Genomic DNA, 19,256 nt, shown 5'->3' with positions numbered 1-19,256 from the left:
GTTTGGTAGTTATATGGAAAATCATTACTTTTGTATTTGCAAATAAATGTTTTATTCATTTTATTTTATTAAAACTTAATATAAAACCATTAACAGTTTAGTTAAATAGAGTACAACTGGAGATGATTAATTAAATAAATAGAGAAAGTGCCCCCATGAGGTGCTCTCTGCTCTAAGAGTAAGGTGTAGCCTTCTCTAAAAATGTTTGCTGTTTAAAGATAATAGTAATTGTATTGTTGTATAATTTATTAATTTAAGAGAGAGAATTTATGGAAAAAAGACTCGTGATGTTTTTGGCTTCGCTCTTCCTAAGCATAGGTTTTGCGGTGGCACAAACACAAGTTTCCGGAACAGTTATCTCGTCAGAAGACAACGAACCCATTATCGGTGCTTCGATAATTGTGCAGGGTTCTAAGGTTGGTACAGTGACAGATGCAGACGGAAAGTTCTCACTTTCGGTGCCAAATGGTAAGAAAGTTGTCATCAGCTACATTGGAATGCAAGCTCAGACGCTTAATCCTAAGGCGAACATGAAGGTTGTTTTGACCCCGAACAATGCGACATTGAACGAGGTTGTGGTAACAGGTGTGTCGACTATGGACCGCCGTATGTTCACCGGTGCAGCCGATCAGATTAAAGCAAGCGATGCTTTGATAGGCGGTATGGCCGATGTTAGTCGCTCACTTGAAGGCCGTTCGGCTGGTGTAAGCGTGCAAAACGTGTCGGGAACCTTTGGTACTGCGCCAAAGATTCATGTGCGTGGTGCAACTTCAATCTATGGAAACTCAAAACCATTATGGGTTGTTGATGGTGTCGTTCAAGAGGATATCACCGACATTAGCGCCGATGCTTTGTCATCAGGTGATGCAGAAACATTGATTTCTTCAGCCATAGCAGGTCTGAACTCAGATGATATTGAGAGCTTCCAGATATTGAAAGATGGTTCAGCTACATCTATTTATGGTGCCCGTGCCATGAGCGGTGTCATCGTAGTCACTACAAAGAAGGGACGTTCGGGACAGGCTCATGTAAGTTATACAGGTGAATTTACATCACGTTTGATTCCTACTTATGGTCAGTTTAACATCTTAAACTCACAAGAACAGATGGGAATCTATCAGGAGATGCAAGACAAAGGATGGCTCAATCTCTCTGATGTGTTGAACGGAAGTGACTATGGAGTGTATGGAAAGATGTATGAACTCATCAACACTTTTAATCCAAAGACAGGCCAGTTTGGCTTAGCCAATACAAAGGAAGCACGTGATTCTTATCTACATAGTGCTGAAATGCGCAATACAAACTGGTTCAAACAACTCTTCTCTTCCGCACTGATGCAGAATCATTCTGTAAGTCTAAGTGGTGGAACGGCAAAGTCAAACTATTATGTTTCTATGTCGTTTATGAATGATCCGGGTTGGTATAAAGACTCAAAAGTGAAGCGTTATACCGCAAACTTCAATGCTACTCATCATCTACTTGATAACCTTTCACTTACTCTGTTGGCTTCAGCTTCTTATCGAAAGCAGCAAGCTCCGGGAACATTGGCACAGGATGTAGACGTTGTTAGCGGTCAAGTGAAGCGTGAATTTGATATCAACCCTTACTCTTATGCATTGAATACGTCTCGTGCTCTCGACCCAAACACATACTATCATGCTAACTATGCTCCCTTCAATATCCTTAATGAGTTGGAGAATAACAAGATAGATATGAATGTGTTGAACACGAAATTCCAGGCTGAAATGGCTTATAAGCCTGTCAAAGATCTACGATTATCGTTGATAGGTGCAGTGCAGTATGACACTTCTTCGCAAGAACATAAGATAACAGAGCATTCAAATCAGGCACAGGCTTATCGTGCAATGGATAACTCTATCATTCGAGATGCAAACCATTATCTTTATAAAGATCCGACAAATCCTTATGCATTGCCAATCTCTGTGTTGCCAAGTGGAGGATTTTATCATAAGACTGACCTGCAGAAAATAAGCTGGGATGTTCGTGCAACGGCTAATTATACACACACTTTCAACCAAGTTCATAGTCTGAATGTATTGGGAGGACTTGATGTTTCGAATGTAGATCGTAAGCGTACTTACTTTAATGGCGTCGGTATGCAGTATGATGGAGGTGAAATTCCATTCTATATCTATCAGTTCTTCAAAAAGAACATTGATGATAATGCAGTCTACTATTCACTTAATAACACTCATAACCGCACGGCAGCTTTCTTTGCTACGGGCACATATTCTTATAAACAGCGTTACAACTTGACGGGCACTTACCGCTATGAAGGTACAAACCGCCTTGGAAGAAGCCGCAGTGCACGTTGGCTTCCGACTTGGAATATCTCGGGAAGTTGGAATGCAAGCGAGGAGCCTTGGTTCAAAAATACATTTAAGAATGTGCTAACACATGCGTTATTGCGTACATCTTATTCGCTCACGGCAGACCCAGGACCTTCTACTTACACAAATTCAACAGTAATCTTAAAGTCATATACACCGTACAGAATATTCGGAACAGACAAAGAAACGGGTATAGAGATTAGCGAATTAGAGAACTCTGAGCTCACATATGAAAAGAAACATGAGTTTAATATCGGTTCAGAGTTGGGCTTCTTGAATAACCGAATCAATGTAACTTTTGACTTGTTCTGGCGTAACAACTTTGATTTGATTGGTCCGATTGCAACACAAGGTATTGGTGGACAAGTTGTGCGATATGCCAATACGGCTTCAATGAAGTCACAAGGTCAGGAACTTTCAATCCAAACGACTAATATTCGGAATCGCGACTTCACGTGGATAACTAACCTTATTTATTCACATGTAACGACAAAAGTAACGTCGTTGATGAGTCATGCGCGTACCATTGACCTCATAAGTGGTGAAGCAAGTAGTGGATTTACAATGGAAGGATATCCTCATCGCGCTATCTTCTCTATGCCATTCCAAGGACTTACCGACCATGGTATACCTACTTATCTGAACGAAAATGGTCAGTTGACCTCTACAAATATAAATTTCCAGAACCGAACGGATAATAGTTATCTTATCTATGAAGGCCCGACTGAGCCGACTGTTACAGGCTCTTTAGGAAATGAATTGAAGTGGAAGAACTGGAGACTTAATGTATTTGTGACTTACTCTTTTGGTAGTTTTGTTCGTCTTGACCCTGTTTTCAGTGCACGATATAACGACCTTACAGCGATGACTAAAGAGTTTAAGAACCGTTGGACAATGGCCGGTAATGAGAAAAGAACCTCTGTTCCTGGAATATTGCCCTATCGCGATTATCGTGACGACAGTAATTTGAGAATCGCATATAATGCTTATAACTACACCAGTAACCGCACTGCTAAAGGTGATTTCATTCGAATGAAGGAGATTTCTTTGGGATATGAGTTCCCAAGAACATTGCTTCAAGCTACTCCTTTCACGAATCTCTCATTGAAACTCCAGGCAACAAACCTCTTCCTTATCTATGCAGATAAGAAACTTAACGGTCAAGATCCTGAGTTTGTTAACGCTGGTGGTGTTGCAGCTCCTATCCCTCGCCAGTTCACAATGACGTTAAAATTAGGATTATAAACATAGAAAAATTATGGTTATGAACATTAAGAAGATTTATATATACATCTCATTGGCTGCCGTTTCGTTGGGCTTTAGCTCATGTGATGATTATCTTGACAAGCTTCCTGATAACAGAATGGAGCTTAATAGTAAGGAGAAGGTGCAGAAATTCATTGTTTCTGCATATCCTGAACGCAATGCCGCGTTGCTCACAGAAATGTATTCTGACAACACAGATGCATTCAAAGTAACGAGTTGGACGAGTGCAGGTCGCTTCCAAGATCAAGCATATTCTTGGGACGATATTACCGAAGTAGACGATGATGAGACACCACAACAGTTATGGAATAGCTTTTATAAGGCAATGTCTACAGCCAATACAGCATTGAAAGCAATAGAAGATAATGGCAACACTGAAGAATATCAGGCATCGAAAGGTGAGGCTTTGCTTTGTAGAGCGTTTGCAGCCTTTCAGTTGACAAATACATTTTGCGTTGCTTATGATGCTACAACAGCTGCTAAAGCCATGGGAATTCCCTATCCAATGGCACCTGAAACAAAGGTCGGAACAAAGTATGAAAGGGGCACTTTAGCAGCTTGTTATGATCAGATGAACCGCGATATAGAAGAAGGTTTGCCTTTAGTGACGGACAATTATGCTCGTCCTAAGTACCACTTTACACGTAATGCAGCCTATGCTTTTGCGGCACTTTTCAACCTCTACTATCAGAAATATGATAAAGCAGTGGCTTATGCTACACGCGTACTCGGTACTGATGCTTCTGCAAAACTACGTGATTGGAAAGCTTTCTATAGTCTTTCCAGCAACGGACAGGTGGCACCTAACAACTATGTTAATATCTCAAGTCAGGCCAATCTCTTGATACAAACGGCATTTTCTCAGGCAGGCGCTTACCTCGGACCATACAACTTTGCTGCTAAATACGCTCATGGTCAGTTGATTTCTGAAAAAGAAGACCTACAAGCTCAAGGCCCTTGGGGAAGTAGTTCGTCTTTCGGTTATACAGTATGGAATAATAACAGCCTATCAAAGTATTTCTTAAATAAGATTCCTTACGCTTTCGAATACACGGATATACAGGCTCGTATCGGCTATTCTCACACTGCATATCCTGTTCTTACGACTGACTTGACGTTGCTTGTACGGGCAGAAGCTAATACCATGTTAGGCAAATATGCTGAAGCTGTGCAAGATTTGAACACAGAGGTAAAGGCTTTCTCGGGTGGAAATCTTAGTGTTACACTCACTGGAATACAAGACTTTTATCGAGGAATAGACTATTATACGCCCACAGAACCTACGCCGAAGAAGAAGTTTCACACTGCGTTCAGCATTGAATCTACAACACAAGAGCCGATTCTTCAAGCGATTTTACAACTCCGTCGCATAATGACGGTGGGCGAAGGATGGCGACTTCAGGACGTGAAGCGTTACGGAATAGTAATGTATCGCCGTACTTTGAATGACAGTCGAAAGGTTATTGCCGTCACCGATACAATGAAAGAAGACGATCCGCGACGTGCAATTCAGTTGCCGCAGGATGTTATTACTGCTGGACTTCCAGCCAATCCAAGAAACAAATAACATTATTAAATGAGTAAACGATGAAGAAAATATATTTATTAGTCTTAGCAGCAATCCTGTCACTAAGCTTTGCTTCATGCTCAGAAGATAATCCTTCAGGAGACAGTATCTTTCAAAACAAGGCCGTAAAGCGTGATAATTTCGACAAATGGCTACTTGATAATTATACTTATCCGTATAATATTGACTTCAAATACAAGATGGAAGACATCTATAGTGATATGAAATACCATCTTGTTCCAGCTGATTCTGCGAAGTCAGCAAAGTTAGCTATCATCGCGAAATACCTTTGGTTTGATGCTTATGCAGAATGCGTTGGCTCAGACTTCGTTAAGGAAAACGTTCCAAGAGTTATCCATTTGATTGGTTCTGCGGCTTATAATAGTGGAGATGGAACCATGGTTCTTGGAACCGCTGAAGGCGGTTTAGTCATTACTTTGTATATGGTTAACCGCTTGACTGATGCCACTTTGCGAGATTATGCTACGTTAAACGAGTATTATTTCCATACGATGCATCACGAGTTTACCCACATTTTGAATCAGAAGATACCTTATGATGAGAACTTTCAGCATATCTCTGAGGGCAATTATGTAAGTGGTGACTGGTATCAAATACAGCAAGGGGAAGCCAATCAAAGAGGTTTTGTGACGCCTTATGCTATGAGTGAGCCTATCGAAGACTTTGCAGAGATGCTTTCGGTCTATGTAACGACATCGCCAAGTGATTGGCAAGCACTCATGCGTAGAGCGGGTTCGAAAGGTGCTCCCTATATACAGGCGAAACTTGATATTATCCGTTCCTACATGAAAGATTCGTGGAAACTTGATATCGACAAGCTACGTAGCATCGTACTCCGTAGGGCTTCTGAGATTAATCAACTTGATTTGAACAAATTAAACTAAAAGAAAAGCAGCTTATGAAAAAGATAATATTCAGTATTCAGATACTCCTTGCGACGTTGATGCTGACATCTTGTTTGCACGATGACGATGTTGTATTTGACGAATCGGCTGCACAGCGAGTGGAAAAAGCTGTAAAAGCTGATATCGCTCTACTTGAATCAGCAAACAACGGATGGCAACTTCATCTGTGGACTGAAGCTGGTTATGAGGGTGGAGGCTATACATATCTAATGAAATTCAAGGATGGTAAGGTCACTGTTGCAAGCGATATAGCTCAGCCTCAAGAGACTTCTTCATCAAGTTATGATGTTATCAAGGACATGGGACCAGTGTTAACGATTAACACTTACAATAAGATCTTCCACATGCTTTCATCTCCTTCTCAGATGGATGGTGATGGACATGGTCAAGATTACGAGTTCATCATTCAGCGAACTACGAATGATTCCATCTTCCTTGAAGGCAAGAAGTTCCATAATAAGATGGTCATGACACGCCTGAAAGACGATGTCAACTGGCAAAATTATGTCACTTCAATGCAGAAAGTGGCTGAAGAGGTTAAACAAAATTACTATTATACGAACAAAAAGGATACGTTTAATGTCGAGATTTCGGCTGATCGTAGGTTTAGTTTAAGCTATAAGGGCAATGAAAAGGATGTTCCGTTCTTCTTTACTTCGAATGGAATTGAACTGCAATCTCCCGTGACAATAGATGGTAAACAGGTTCAACATTTCACGTATGATAACGACAAACTAACGTTTACTTCGACTGATCCTGGGGCATCAAACATTGTTCTTCACGCCGACTTTATGCGCTATGAAGACTATCTTGGAACTTATAACTTCGAGTATGAAAACGCTTCTATCCCAGTGAAGTTAGTCGCTTCAGGAGACGGAAAGACGTATAAGGTCGAAGGACTTTCACCTGATTTCCACCTCACTTTCACTTATGAGGAGAAGGACGGAACGTTGAAGTGGGAGCCTGAACGCATCTATACAGCTGCTAATGGCCATGAGTTCTGGATGTGTGCAATGGCATTAGCCGATGGAGGTTTCTATTATCGAATTGATATGTTGGGTTATAACATTGCCAAAGATACGTCAAAACAGGGGGTATATCTCACGTTTACTCCAAGCTATGGTGTATTCTTTAACACCGACTCTTTCGTCATTGTAGAGTATGACGGCAATGATGAAGTGGGCAAATCTACAACACTTAAGGTCAATGGTAGTGCCGAAATACCTTATATAAAGGGTATGAAGAAGATTCAATAACGCTTAAAACAAACGAATATGAATAAAATATTATTCCACGCTTTTTGTGTCATGGGCTGTCTTTCACTATTGACAGCCTGTGAAAAAGGCGACATAACGAATGACATCGACACACATTCTGTGAAAGTGTTAGAGGCTAATACTTCCTTCGATGCACTTGGAGGTACTGATAGTATCTATGTAGAAGGCAATGTAACTCACGCTTATGCAAATGCTTCTTGGGCCAAAACGCAAACCAAAGGCAATTTGGTTACTGTTACAACTGAGCCTAATCGCGACTTGCAGTCACGTCACACCACGGTGGTTATCAAGACTTCTGATGTTGACTCTACAGTGGTAGCAATCGACCAACTCGGTCCTTACACCCAGTTAGATATGCCTGGAACTATCGTGATTGATGATGAAGCAGGAAGCGTTTCCTATAAGGTTGTAAGCACTTTCGGCATCAAAGTGTCATCAAGTGATAGTTGGATTACACCGAAATATGAACATGGTGCCTTGACCATTACTACTGTAAAGAATGATGAAGGGCATCTACGCCGTGGTGAATTCACTATAGAGAGCGAAGCTGGTAAACAGAAAGTGAAGGTCGTTCAGGTGAACTTCGATAAGGATTTGAAGGGTAAGTATTATTTGCAGATTGACGAAAAAGATAAGAATAACAAGCAGGTTACTACCTTATACAATGCTTCTTTAGAGAAGAAAGGCGATGCTTATGTGCTTAAAGTAGGTAATTCTGGAGTAGAAGTACCTGTGATTTACGACGCCGATAATGTTGGTTTGTCTATTGCTTCTGGTCAAGCAGCCGGCAAGTTCAAGCAATATTACATCGGAACAGTAGTCGGAGCATCTGAAAGAAAGCTAAGTCTTTCACCGTCAAATATAATCTCTGGTGAGTTCAACTATAGCGAAGAAGTAGCTAAAAAGGTAGCAGATCTCGATGGAACGGTATTGACTTTCGGTAAGCCTGCCATGCTAATCCTTGGTGCTTTTGATTCACCTCAGTTCTCAAACGATTCGTATAAAGCCTACTATTTGATGGGAACAAATGTCTATCTCTATAGACTTAAGCCCACAACAGCAAGTGCAAAGTCGTTTGATCAACCAACATTCAAGCTGAAATAACAGACATATCAATCTTCTTAACCAAAGCTTTGAGAGCCGAAAGAATCATTCTTCCGGCTCTCTTTTGTTTTCTGTTTGCGACTCACTACGGTCGTTTGTCATTTTAAGATGAGATGAATCATCGAAATAAATGTGGTGTCTCCTTTCACAAGTTTACGAAAATCACATCTTTACTTCATGGTTTTTCCCATGCAATATCTCTGTAGTTCTATTATGATTTAGTTTATTTCAACGCCGAAAGAGTTTTTTTCACCACGCAAACACTTAATGATATCTCTGTAGTCTAACGTGAGTTTCATCTGTTTATTTTCATCAATCATCAGCTGTTCGATGTCTTTCAAGTCTCTGAAAGTATATTCGTCAGCCAGTCTTTCCTTAATGATCGTTTTACATTCTGGTAGGAGTTCAAAAGCTTTTAGCGTTATTATATCATCTAAAATCAAGCCTACTAATACAGGCGGAACACTTGCTCCATGTTGTGAATCATGGATAATGAACTGCAAAAGTTCATGAAACCATGCCACGACTTCAGCCCTTCTCTCGGGTGTTTCGATAGCAATGCGTAGAACAGCTTCAGGGATTACCGACTTGGCGAAAGGATAAAGACCTGGTATTTTCATCTCTTCCATGAGTTTCTTTAACTGATTTTTGCCCGTGAAATAAAGCGATGGCATGATAGATTCGACAATAAAGTCGCCAATATACAAGTCATAGAATACCTCCGGTTGATGCAAACACTCTAACACACAGCCAAGACTTTCTTCGTTACCCACTACAGAAAGCAAGATGACGGCTGCTAAAACCACCGAATCTTCCTTTTGTTTCTTTACTGGAACGCGATGAAACTGTCCTAATTTATATAAGATAATTTGTTCTAAATCGTGTCTTAACTCGTCGTGAGGCAGGTCTAACAGCCTACTGAAGGTTTGCTCGTCAGGCAGTCCTTTGTCATACTCTTTTGCAAGTTCCTTGTATACCCACGGATGAATCAATGTCACTTGGCGTGGATAATCTGGGATTTTGAACGTGTATTCTGACTCTCTTTCTAAATATTCTTCTATTTCTTCTTCTTCTGTATCTTCATCAAGTATAATATATTCAACATCTTTTCCCAATGCCTTTTGGAGCAAGGGTAGGAACCGATTAAGTTCTTCTTTGTCCTTTGCACAAAGATAATGTTCTCCATTTCGGCCAAATTCGTATGCGATGTGAGGTATCTCTGCATTGTCTTCTGCCAAGAAATATTTCATCAACTCAAAGTTCTCATTAGGTTTAATACCACCTTTCTCGGCAAAATGCACGGCACCATAGATCATGTTATGCGCCTCTTCATAAGAACATGGCTTAAAATCAAAGTTGTAAAACATATTTAGTATGTCCTCAATTTCATCTTGTTTGAGATATAGTTTATAACCACAATCTTTCACACCCAAGCAAAACGAGTCAATAAGGAAAAAGGCAATGCTGATTTTTCCACTTTGATGTATGCGCCCAACGATGACAAGACCGAGTCCAATCTCCTGTATGTCGGTCGACATAAAGCATGGACCAATCTTCAATAACCGCATTTCTTCCGTGATAAAACGAGTGGTAGTGGAGGATAATTGGCTATCTTTTTTCTTGTTTTCTTTCTTTTTCATTTCTTTGGTTTTAAGGTCATTATAGGGTGAATGGTTAGCGTATATGTTGCATATAATATTATATGCTGACATGAATTGAATGTTTCTTGTCCGTGATGGCACGGAAATCTTCTTCTACAAAAATAGGAAAATAATAATCAAGAACAAAATATTTACGCTAAAAATAAGGTTATTTATAGTTTAATCTGCATCCTCTTGCATAAGTATCCTAATGAGATGCGTAGATAAAGAATGAGATTTGATTTCGTGTTTTGCATCATTTTACATTACAATTCGCGTCATTTTAGCGTGTAATAAGCGTCAAATTACCGCACAATCTATGTCAAATCATTTTGTCCTTTATAGCTGTTGGATTAATGTGGTTTGTGTTATTGAATCATCATAAATTAGAAATGGTACGCACCTTGAAATAGGGTTAGCTCATCATACCATTTGTTTCATGATAATTGTCCAATGCGTTTGTTCAGAATGTTGAACGTTGTTAATGTACAATGCCATGTGTATTATAATGATTTCTCGATGAATGTGTTTAATATTGTGATTGCCCTCATGATGCAACGCCGTAGGTTTGGTGCCAATATTTCCATGGATGTATTTGCCATTGCGAATGTTTTCAACCCACAATATTGTTTGTATTGTGATGATTATTCGATGAATGTTTTTAACATTGTGACTGGTCTCATGGTGCAACGCCGTAGGTTTGGTGCCAATATTTCCATGGATGTATTTGCCATTGAGAATGTCACAACGATGCAACGCCGTAGGTTTTATGCCGGTATTCCAATGAATGTATCTTCCATTATGTATGCCCTCATGGTGCAACGCCGTAGGTGTTGTTCTTTTGATAGCCCGGGGTTGGCGAGGAACGAGCCTACCCCGGGTAAGCATCGACAAGGAGATTCAACGCCATAGGTGTTGAGCTTTTTTTGTGAAGGCATGGTTATAACGAGGAGATTCATGGTGGGTAATGTCGAAAAAGCGCAACACCTACGGCGTTGTTCCACGCACAACATCCATTAACCCAGGGTAGCCTGTACTATCGTTTGGCAACCCTGGGCTATCAAAAACGCAACACCTACGGCGTTGAAATGTGTGTTTCATGGTGTGATTAATGTCTATACACATGTGGATTAATTGCGGATTACGCTTAAAAAGCGTAATGCCTATGGCGTTGTTCCCCACTTTCCACAATGCGTTTTATGGGAAAACATCACGGGATGCGTATCATTTCTACATATAATCTACATGGATGGCTGAATCTTTTTTCTGTGAAATAGAATGGATTCTCTTTGCCATTGTGCAATAGATTCATTATATTTGTGTGCTATATATCAATCAACAATAAAAGATTTGGGCAGGAAATGAAACGTAAGATATTGATTATCGGTGGTACAGGAACTATCAGTAGTGCGGTGACGCATTTGCTTTGTGCGCGTGATGAGTGGGAAGTCACGTTACTAAACCGTGGTAAACAGCATGAATTTTCACGTGAGGTCAACACGCTTGTAGGCGATATTCACAGTGCAGAAACCGACAAACTGTTGAGTGGAATGATGTGGGATTGTGTTGTTGATTTCATTGCTTTTCGTCCTGAACACGTAGAGAAGGATTTCCAACGCTTTGCTAATTGTACGAAACAATACGTCTTTATTAGTTCTGCTTCGTGTTATAATAAACCGCTATCAAGTCCATTTATCACCGAGTCTACAACGCTTCGGAATCCTTATTGGGCCTATTCACGGGAGAAAATTGCGTGTGAAGACCTGTTACATCATTATCATCGGGACTATGGCTTCCCAGTAACGATAGTTAGACCGAGCCACACTTATGGTAACAAGTCGGTGCCCGTGGCTATTCATGGGCAGCGAGGTAGTTGGCAAGTTATTAAGAGAATGCTCGATGGAAAGCCTGTAATCATGCCAGGAGACGGCTCGTCTTTATGGACCGTTACACACAACACAGACTTTGCTAAGGCTTTTGTTGGCTTGTTGGGCAACGTGCATGCAGTAGGCGAAACCTATCAAGTGATGAGTGAAGAGGTGTTGACTTGGAATCAAATTCATAAGACAATAGCCGACGTTTTGGGTGTAACGTTCCGCCCATGTTATGTTCCGAGTACGCTGTTGGCCTTGGCACCACAATACGATTTCAAGGGAGCGTTGTTGGGAGATAAGGCAAATTCGGTGGTCTTTGATTTGTCAAAGTTGCATCAAGCAGTTCCCGATTTCCACACTTCCATGCGTTTTGACCAAGGTGTTCGGCAGACATTAGACTATGTGATGCATCATCCAGAATGCCAACCTGCCGATGAACAGTTTGATAAGTGGTGTGATCAGCTGGTAGAAATCATGGGTGAAGCCGAAAGAAAAATTACATCTTTGACGCTGTAACAGGTTGTTTCGCATGGTTTAAAGTTTGACAATAGCTTGCAGTTGAATATCCGTTTGAGCAGAATGCGCAATCTTTTGCCATCCACTGCCAATGGTATTGCGATTGAAATAATCTGTTGTTGCGGCTTTGATGAGTAGTGTTAAGTGGCTGTTGAGCATCGTTCGAGCCATAAAACTATAACGAATTCCATGCCCAAAGAAGTTAGGAAAGCTGAAATCATAAAGCATTCCACGTTCATAAGTGCATACCCTGCTATTGTAATCTTGTGTGTGGAAATAGCCCAATGTGCCTGAAATGATGACGCGGTTATAGTCACGTTGTATGCTTTGGGCAAGCATATAACCAAAACTTCTCGTTTGTTGCATGGCATAAGTGAAGTCTGCCTGTGTGCGTAGATGCCACGAACCAGGAGAATAATCGACTTTCAAACGTCCGCGATGTTCATTTCGTGCAATGAGCATTGACTTCGTTTCATCATCACGTTGACGGTGTCTGATGCGATATTGTGCGGCACATTGTAATTGTTTTTGCTGGTAATGGAGTAGCAAAAAGCCATCAAGGGCGTGTGTTCCAGCTATAGATTGTCCGTATTTAGGCCATGCAAAGTAGGCAAAATCACCATAAGCAAGCAATGAAAAGGCACGATTGATATTCCAGTTCACACCAAGATATAGACCGCTTTCATCCTTAACGGCTCCTGCATCGGCAAAACTTCGAGCAAAAAGTCCGTTGTATTTGTAGGCATAGAAACGCTGAATCGCCACTAATTGCAAAGGGTTGGCCACACGATAGGTTAGTTTGTGGATGGTGGCAAGCGCCAGATGAGCGTCAGTTGCCAATTCACCGCTCACGCAAAGTCGGCTTCCTGTGTATCCATAGTCAATGCCCGCATTGAAAAATCTCTTACCCATGGCGGCCCAACGTTTGTAGAGTAATGTGGTGTCGGGATGCAACTCGCGGTTTAAGGTGGAGTAAAGCGCCGTGATTCCAACGTGGAAACCATTATGAAAATAATGCAGATGACCTCCTGCAACGAATTGGTCGGTGTTGTGTTTGTGTGCCATTTCGGTGGTAGTGCGATGGGCTCCACTGGACGATATGGCGGAGATTGCTCCCAAACTATCATGACATAAGGTACCATCTATTTGGCGATAGGAGAGGAAAGTGGTAGCTTCTAAATGGCGGTTCAACTTAAAAGTCGCTGCAACCCCTTGCAAATAGTTTGCTTCTGCACGTGAAGTGTGAGGACGAATTGTAGCAGAAGAGCGGTCTAAAGAGGCAATAAGCATCTGCTTTCCAAAGCCATAATCGCAGTTCATTACAAGTCCCATACCCAACCGAACGCGGTATTTCCCTATGGCAAGTGACTTTAACCAGCCTTGATTTCGAAGCATAAGATAGAGACTATTGTAGTCATATCCCAAGCTGTTTCGACCCTTAAAGAAAGGTTCTCCCGCATCGTTTGCCCCTGTAAATCCTATTTCTAACTGATGAACATAATTGAAAGTATAGCGTAACCAGTGTTTTATAGGTCCGCCAAGATATTGATTTTCCTTAAAGCCTCGGCGTGAATAAGTGGGAATGTTCATGGCTGTTACAAGCTTATGCCGGCCATAACGCATGATTTTTTGCCATGAAAGATGATGAGTTTCATTAGGTTTTCCGATATAGATAAAATAAGAAAGCAGGCGTGCATACGTGTAACCGAGAGATGGAATCATGTAAAGCTCGCCCAAAGATTGCATAGAATGGTAACGAAAAAGATATTCCATGATGTCTTCTATCTGTTGATCGCTGAGGAAAGGAAGCTGTTCTAAGTCCTCTTTTGTAGCCTGATTGATGTTTATTGGATGGTTAGCGATGTCGCAAAGCAGGTCATAATCGGGGATGTCTTCTTCGCTTTCACCTTCCATGCCGATGAGTTCTGCATAGCAATCTTCCCAGCGTTGTTCTTGTTGGGCATTGACTTTGGTTGCCGATAGCAAACCAATGAGAAGCAGAAGAAAGCCGATTCGTAGGTTCATGGCATTTGGTTTAAGGGTAATAGGTTAGGTTTTACGCAACAAACATACGGAAAAAGGAGAACAATTCCTAATAAAAAAGCGATTTTTTTAGCTTTTCATGTATTGTCATCTGATTTCCATAAAAGAACTATCGGGCACACCATAGAGAATGATGTGCCCGATATGAAGATAAGGATGGTTATCCTTGAAGTGACGAAGTCAAATGTTACATCCGAATGAGAATGTCATTACAGAGGGTAAATGACTTTATCATCATGCGTGGAATGTGGAAAGGTCCTTTGTAAAGATTGCCTTTTGCCGGCTGCGCTACAGTGCCATCGCGGTGTAAATAGCCATACCACTCGGGATAATCAGGGTCGGGGAAGTGGGCATAAGTCCATTCACTAATCTGCTGATGACGTTCTAAGTACTTCATGTTTCCAGTCGCCATGTAAGCATAAAGCGATGCAATGATGGTCTCACATTGTGGCCACCAGAACTTCATGTCTTGTGCATAGTCTTGTGAAGGCAAGCCTTTGCAGTCGCGAAAGTTAATGATTCCGCCATAGTTTTCATCCCATCCCCAGTCCCAAGACCAATCAAAGATGGTGAGTGCCATGTCTAAGAGTTTCTTATCCCATTGTCTATGGCGTGCTTCTTCCATAATAAACCAACTGGTTTCTATGCAATGTCCCGGGTTGATTGTACGTGTCATATTCGTATCAATGAATTCCCCTGCAGGACCAACACTTTCTAACAGCGCCTTAAACTCAGGGTGCATGAAGTAGTGTTGCAGTTTATCTATCGACTCATCAATTTGCTTTGTGAGCCTCTCTTCATTCACTGCATTGCGCAAACAGCTGCAAACATTGATGAGAATCATCACGATAGAGTGACCTTGCAACTGCACATTGGGCTCATATTTGGGTTGAAGGAAGCCTGGAGTTGATAGGAAACGCAGTGTGTCATCAAACACTTCGAGGGCACGTTTAGCGTAATGTGAGTCGCCTGATGCAATGGAATATTCGGCCATAGCGATAGCAGCGAAGGTCTCACTAAACACATATCGCCGCTTACGTAGAGGCGTTCCGTCGGCCGTTACAGAGAAAAACATGTGACGGTCTGTATCAAAGCAGTGTGCTTCTATAAAGTCAATGGTAGACTTTGAGGCCTCTAACCACTCACGATTTCTTTCAATGTGGTTGTAAGCGTAGGCACATATGTAGGCAAAACGCCCTTGAAACCAAACCGATTTGGTTGTATCCATGAGTGAACCATCGCGATTTAAGCAGGTGTATACACCGCCATTGACGTGGTCAACGCCATGTTTCATCCAGAAAGGCATGATGTTTTCGGTGACCTCTTGTTTGTAACGGTCAGCCCATTGCCTTAGATAAGTTTTAGGATCTATGTTCATTCTTATTGACATTTAGAATTGATTACATTTGCTAAAGAAGTCAATCGCATCGAGTTCAGCCTTCATACGCGTTTCTTCTTCAGTCGTCATATTCTGGAATGGTACGCGGTTTGGTCCGAGATCAAAGCCCATGAGCTTCATGATTCGTTTGCCTCCAACGATATTTCCACGATAATGACAGATGACATTAATAACTTCTTGGGCAAAGTTTTGATGCTTTCGAGCCGATTCAATGTCGCCTTTCTGCCAGTCTTCTATAATGGCAACCAACTCACGTCCATTGTAGTTGGTTGTTCCACCGATACCTCCTTGGGCACCCCCTTGGGCTAATGATGGTAAGATAGTTTCGTCTTGACCATGCAACATGTCGTATTTGCCGTTGGCATAAAGCCTGCATTGGTTGTACTCATAAAGGCTTTCGTAAGTATATTTGATGCCTGCGAAGTTGGGAATACGTCCATCTACGGCCTTCAAAAGGTCGACCATAGGAAGGAAAGCGCCATTAAAAGCGGGGATATGATAGTAATAGAAGGGGAGGTTTGGTGCCGCTTGAGCAATTTGTTCGCAATATTTTACGAGCTCTTCTATACGATTTATGCGTGGAAAAGGAGGTGCCATGGCACCTATTCCCCATGCCCCTATCTCGGCTGCATGGTGTGCTAACTCCACACTTTCACGCAAACAGCAACTGCCAACGTGTACAATTACCTTGAAATCTGCTGGTGCTTGCTTCACCCATTCAGTCGCTAAGGCCTTCCTTTCGTCTGTTGTGAGCATGTAGCCCTCGCCAGAAGAACCATTAATAAATACGCCTTTTAGACCATTTTTCTTTAACATTGCTCCGTAAGCAGCAATGGGTTCGAGGTTGATATCACCATTTTCATGAAATGGAGTGAATGGTGCATCAATCAATCCGATAATCTTTTCCATTGTAATCTGATTTATATGATGTCTTATATGAATTTGTTTTATGTTGTATTCAGAAAGCTTTCTTATTAGAATTTGCTTATTCCATGTTGTCGGTTTGAGGTTTGAGGAACCGCAGTTGCACAAAAAGTGCTAAGGCAACGATGGCTCCCAAGAGGGCGAAACCAAAGCCGAGCTTGTTTCCATCGGTCCATTTCCCAAGCATTTGGGTTACCAATGCGCCGGCAAAAACCCCTGTCATGTTCATGATTCCATACGCTGTGGCACGCTGTCTTGACGGAATAAACTGGCAAAGAATAGGCATGTTGTTGGCATCAAACATGCCAAAGCCTATGCCAAAGAGTAGGCCTGCGCCTACAATGGCAGGCAAGTTATGACCAAATCCTAATAATACTAAGGCTGGAATTGTTAGGCCTAAGCCAATGGCGCTGGTGTAAACGCGTCCTTTGAGATTACGTTTTACCCAACGGTCAGACAAATATCCACCCATGATTACGCCCAAGAACGAAGATGCAGCGATTGTAATCGTGGAGATAGGGCCTGCTTCTTGCATCGGAATTCCTAAGTTTTGAGCAAACAAAGTGGGCAGCCAGTTCTTCGTAGCCCAGCCTGGTAAGCTCGGAACGGCAAAGAAAAAGAGAATAATCCAAAACACCCAATTAGATAATACCGTACTAATTCCGTGCCACATACTGGCTTTTGATGTTGTCGATGCTGTGCTTTCGTGCTTCAAACCATTGCGAAGCGGTTTTTCATATAGCAGGATTGCCAGAACAATGGCATAGACTATACCAATGATTCCGAACCAATGGAAGGCGGCTTTCCAAGTTAACATGGCTGCAATAACAGCGCCGAAACCTCCTATTGCCTGTCCCATATAGATGCCTGTCATGTGGATTCCTATCGCCATGGAACGGCTTTTGCCTTCATGCCAGTCTGCCAATAGCGACAAAGCTGATGGAATATACAATGCCTCGCTTATGCCCATGAGGCCTCGAAGATAATATAATTGGTCGAAACTTGTGGCATATCCCATGGCCAAAGTTACCGAAGACCATACAAACAAGCTACCCACCACAAGCCATTTGCGGTCGAGACGATCGGCAATCATCCCTGCAAAAGGCGACACAAGGCCATAAACCCAAAGGAAAACCGCCATCAATGCGCCGAAGGCTTCAGCCTGATTGAGTTCATGAATGTCTGCTTTCATTGATACTTGCATGGTAGAAAGCATCTGACGATCCATGTAATTGAGGAGGGCAACAACCCATAACAGGGCAACAACTGCCCAGGGATAGTATTTCTTTTCAATGATTTTCATGTGAAATAGGTTACTTAAAGGTTAGTCGATAGATATCAGGCGTGCGCACACCAGGTTTCAATTCGCCTCCAATGACATAGATGTCGTTGCCATGTTTGGCTAATGTTGTTCCTGCACGTGCAGCAATCTTTTCGGTGCCAGCTATCTTCCAAGCTCCATTTTCATATATACAAATAAAGGGATTGAAACGATACCATTCAGCTGGATGTGTCATATAACCTGGTTTGGGGTGGTTTACGGCATCTAAAAAGATATCTTTGTTCACGCCGCCAACAGCCACAAAGGTTTGTGGAGTGAGACTGATAGCTGCAGCTCCTCCTAAGAAAATATCTTCGCCACCATTGTTTTTAGGTGGTGCAAGCGCTGTTGTTGGCTTGCCTAAGCATTGACCAGAGAGATTGAGTTCGCAGTCTTCGGTTGCTGTTTTGGCTGTACAGCCGCCCCATTGGCAATAGTTTCCATCAACAAACACACCTACAGGCTGACTCAATTTCTTGGGTGTGAGTGGCTGAAGTGTTTCCCATCCATCTTCAAGTTGATTGAGTTTGAGGGCGAACGTTTGCAACCCATTGCTTACAACAACTTGATTTCCATCGCAAGCACCAGCAAAATTATCCATTTTTACAGGCAATGACGGATATTGTTTCAGTGTGGCTTTACCATCTTTCAAGATGATCTCAAACGCAGAATCAAAGCTTTCATTAAGATTATTGCCTCCAATACAGAGCAAACCACTTGGGAGAGGAATGCTCACACCATAGGCGCAAGGTTGTGGAAGCTTTCCAACAAGTGTCCATTTCAGTTGGTTTTCGCGTGTGATTTCTGCAGCATAAATGCCTTGATAATAATGTTTCAGACCACCTTCTGCCGCGGGCTTCTCTGGAAAGTTACATCCCCCAGCCATTAAAAGCATATTGTCGACTGTGCCAGCAAAGCAGGCTGACACTCCTTTTTCTATTCCGGCTTCGTCTGATGGAAAGCCTTTCACATATTCAACGCGTGCTAAGTGCAACGATTGTGCATGCAGCTTAGTTTCTTTTATGAATGGATTCATCACAAGATATAT

At 41.9% G+C, this 19,256-nt stretch carries 14 protein-coding genes; 7 read left to right on the top strand and 7 right to left on the bottom strand.

Annotation, left to right across the window (positions count from 1 at the left end; translation table 11 throughout):
• Positions 1-269 precede the first annotated feature (269 nt).
• From HMPREF9145_RS03255 to HMPREF9145_RS03235, 5 genes are read left to right on the top strand one after another with little or no spacing between them, the layout of a single operon-like run.
• The gene (locus tag HMPREF9145_RS03255; protein ID WP_021824956.1) at positions 270-3,596 is read left to right on the top strand and encodes a SusC/RagA family TonB-linked outer membrane protein; all 3,327 of its coding nucleotides are present in this window, start codon (positions 270-272) and stop codon (positions 3,594-3,596) included.
• 19 nt (positions 3,597-3,615) lie between these two features.
• Positions 3,616-5,184 carry a RagB/SusD family nutrient uptake outer membrane protein gene (locus HMPREF9145_RS03250; protein WP_036906367.1) on the top strand — a complete coding sequence of 523 codons (1,569 nt, stop codon included), beginning with the start codon at positions 3,616-3,618 and terminating at the stop codon, positions 5,182-5,184.
• Between the two features lie 20 nt (positions 5,185-5,204).
• On the top strand, positions 5,205-6,089 hold the full coding sequence (locus HMPREF9145_RS03245; protein WP_021825115.1) for a zinc-binding metallopeptidase: 885 nt from the start codon (positions 5,205-5,207) through the stop codon (positions 6,087-6,089).
• Between the two features lie 14 nt (positions 6,090-6,103).
• Positions 6,104-7,366 (top strand): DUF4302 domain-containing protein, encoded by a 1,263-nt coding sequence (locus HMPREF9145_RS03240; protein WP_021824912.1) that lies wholly within the window; start codon positions 6,104-6,106, stop codon positions 7,364-7,366.
• A gap of 18 nt (positions 7,367-7,384) precedes the next feature.
• The gene (locus HMPREF9145_RS03235) at positions 7,385-8,491 is read left to right on the top strand and encodes a BACON domain-containing protein (protein WP_021824838.1); all 1,107 of its coding nucleotides are present in this window, start codon (positions 7,385-7,387) and stop codon (positions 8,489-8,491) included.
• Positions 8,492-8,709: 218 nt separating this feature from the next.
• On the opposite strand, the gene HMPREF9145_RS03230 is transcribed toward HMPREF9145_RS03235, so the two are convergent.
• Positions 8,710-10,131 (bottom strand): hypothetical protein, encoded by a 1,422-nt coding sequence (locus HMPREF9145_RS03230; RefSeq protein ID WP_155945262.1) that lies wholly within the window; start codon positions 10,129-10,131, stop codon positions 8,710-8,712.
• Between the two features lie 519 nt (positions 10,132-10,650).
• Here HMPREF9145_RS03230 and HMPREF9145_RS13900 point away from each other — a divergent pair.
• Positions 10,651-11,043 carry a tetrahydrofolate synthase gene (locus HMPREF9145_RS13900; RefSeq protein WP_231369745.1) on the top strand — a complete coding sequence of 131 codons (393 nt, stop codon included), beginning with the start codon at positions 10,651-10,653 and terminating at the stop codon, positions 11,041-11,043.
• 75 nt (positions 11,044-11,118) lie between these two features.
• On the opposite strand, the gene HMPREF9145_RS13380 is transcribed toward HMPREF9145_RS13900, so the two are convergent.
• Positions 11,119-11,232 (bottom strand): DNA-directed RNA polymerase, encoded by a 114-nt coding sequence (locus HMPREF9145_RS13380; RefSeq protein ID WP_155945261.1) that lies wholly within the window; start codon positions 11,230-11,232, stop codon positions 11,119-11,121.
• Positions 11,233-11,492: 260 nt separating this feature from the next.
• On the opposite strand from HMPREF9145_RS13380, the gene HMPREF9145_RS03220 reads away from it, so the two are divergent.
• Positions 11,493-12,521, top strand: coding sequence for an NAD-dependent epimerase/dehydratase family protein (locus HMPREF9145_RS03220; protein WP_021825081.1), 1,029 nt, complete (start codon positions 11,493-11,495; stop codon positions 12,519-12,521).
• An 18-nt stretch (positions 12,522-12,539) separates the two neighbouring features.
• On the opposite strand, the gene HMPREF9145_RS03215 is transcribed toward HMPREF9145_RS03220, so the two are convergent.
• The 5 genes from HMPREF9145_RS03215 to HMPREF9145_RS03195 all read right to left on the bottom strand — a co-directional run bounded on the left by HMPREF9145_RS03215 (position 12,540) and on the right by HMPREF9145_RS03195 (position 19,244).
• On the bottom strand, positions 12,540-14,546 hold the full coding sequence (locus HMPREF9145_RS03215; protein WP_021824817.1) for a ComEA family DNA-binding protein: 2,007 nt from the start codon (positions 14,544-14,546) through the stop codon (positions 12,540-12,542).
• 205 nt (positions 14,547-14,751) lie between these two features.
• A complete protein-coding gene (locus tag HMPREF9145_RS03210) occupies positions 14,752-15,942 on the bottom strand; it encodes an AGE family epimerase/isomerase (RefSeq protein ID WP_021824836.1) in 1,191 nt (396 codons plus the stop codon).
• Positions 15,943-15,954: 12 nt separating this feature from the next.
• Entirely contained in the window at positions 15,955-16,872 is a 918-nt protein-coding gene (locus HMPREF9145_RS03205; RefSeq protein ID WP_021824995.1) for a dihydrodipicolinate synthase family protein, read from the bottom strand.
• Between the two features lie 76 nt (positions 16,873-16,948).
• Positions 16,949-18,190, bottom strand: a complete 1,242-nt coding sequence (locus tag HMPREF9145_RS03200) for an MFS transporter (protein ID WP_021825070.1) — start codon at positions 18,188-18,190, stop codon at positions 16,949-16,951.
• A gap of 10 nt (positions 18,191-18,200) precedes the next feature.
• Positions 18,201-19,244 (bottom strand): cyclically-permuted mutarotase family protein, encoded by a 1,044-nt coding sequence (locus tag HMPREF9145_RS03195; protein WP_021824808.1) that lies wholly within the window; start codon positions 19,242-19,244, stop codon positions 18,201-18,203.
• Positions 19,245-19,256: the final 12 nt, after the last annotated feature.

Origin of the sequence: Segatella salivae F0493, assembly GCF_000477535.1 — a bacterium.
Classification (GTDB): domain Bacteria; phylum Bacteroidota; class Bacteroidia; order Bacteroidales; family Bacteroidaceae; genus Prevotella; species Prevotella salivae.
Note: the sequence above shows the minus strand (reverse complement) of the source record. Positions and strands in the feature narration are given on the sequence as shown.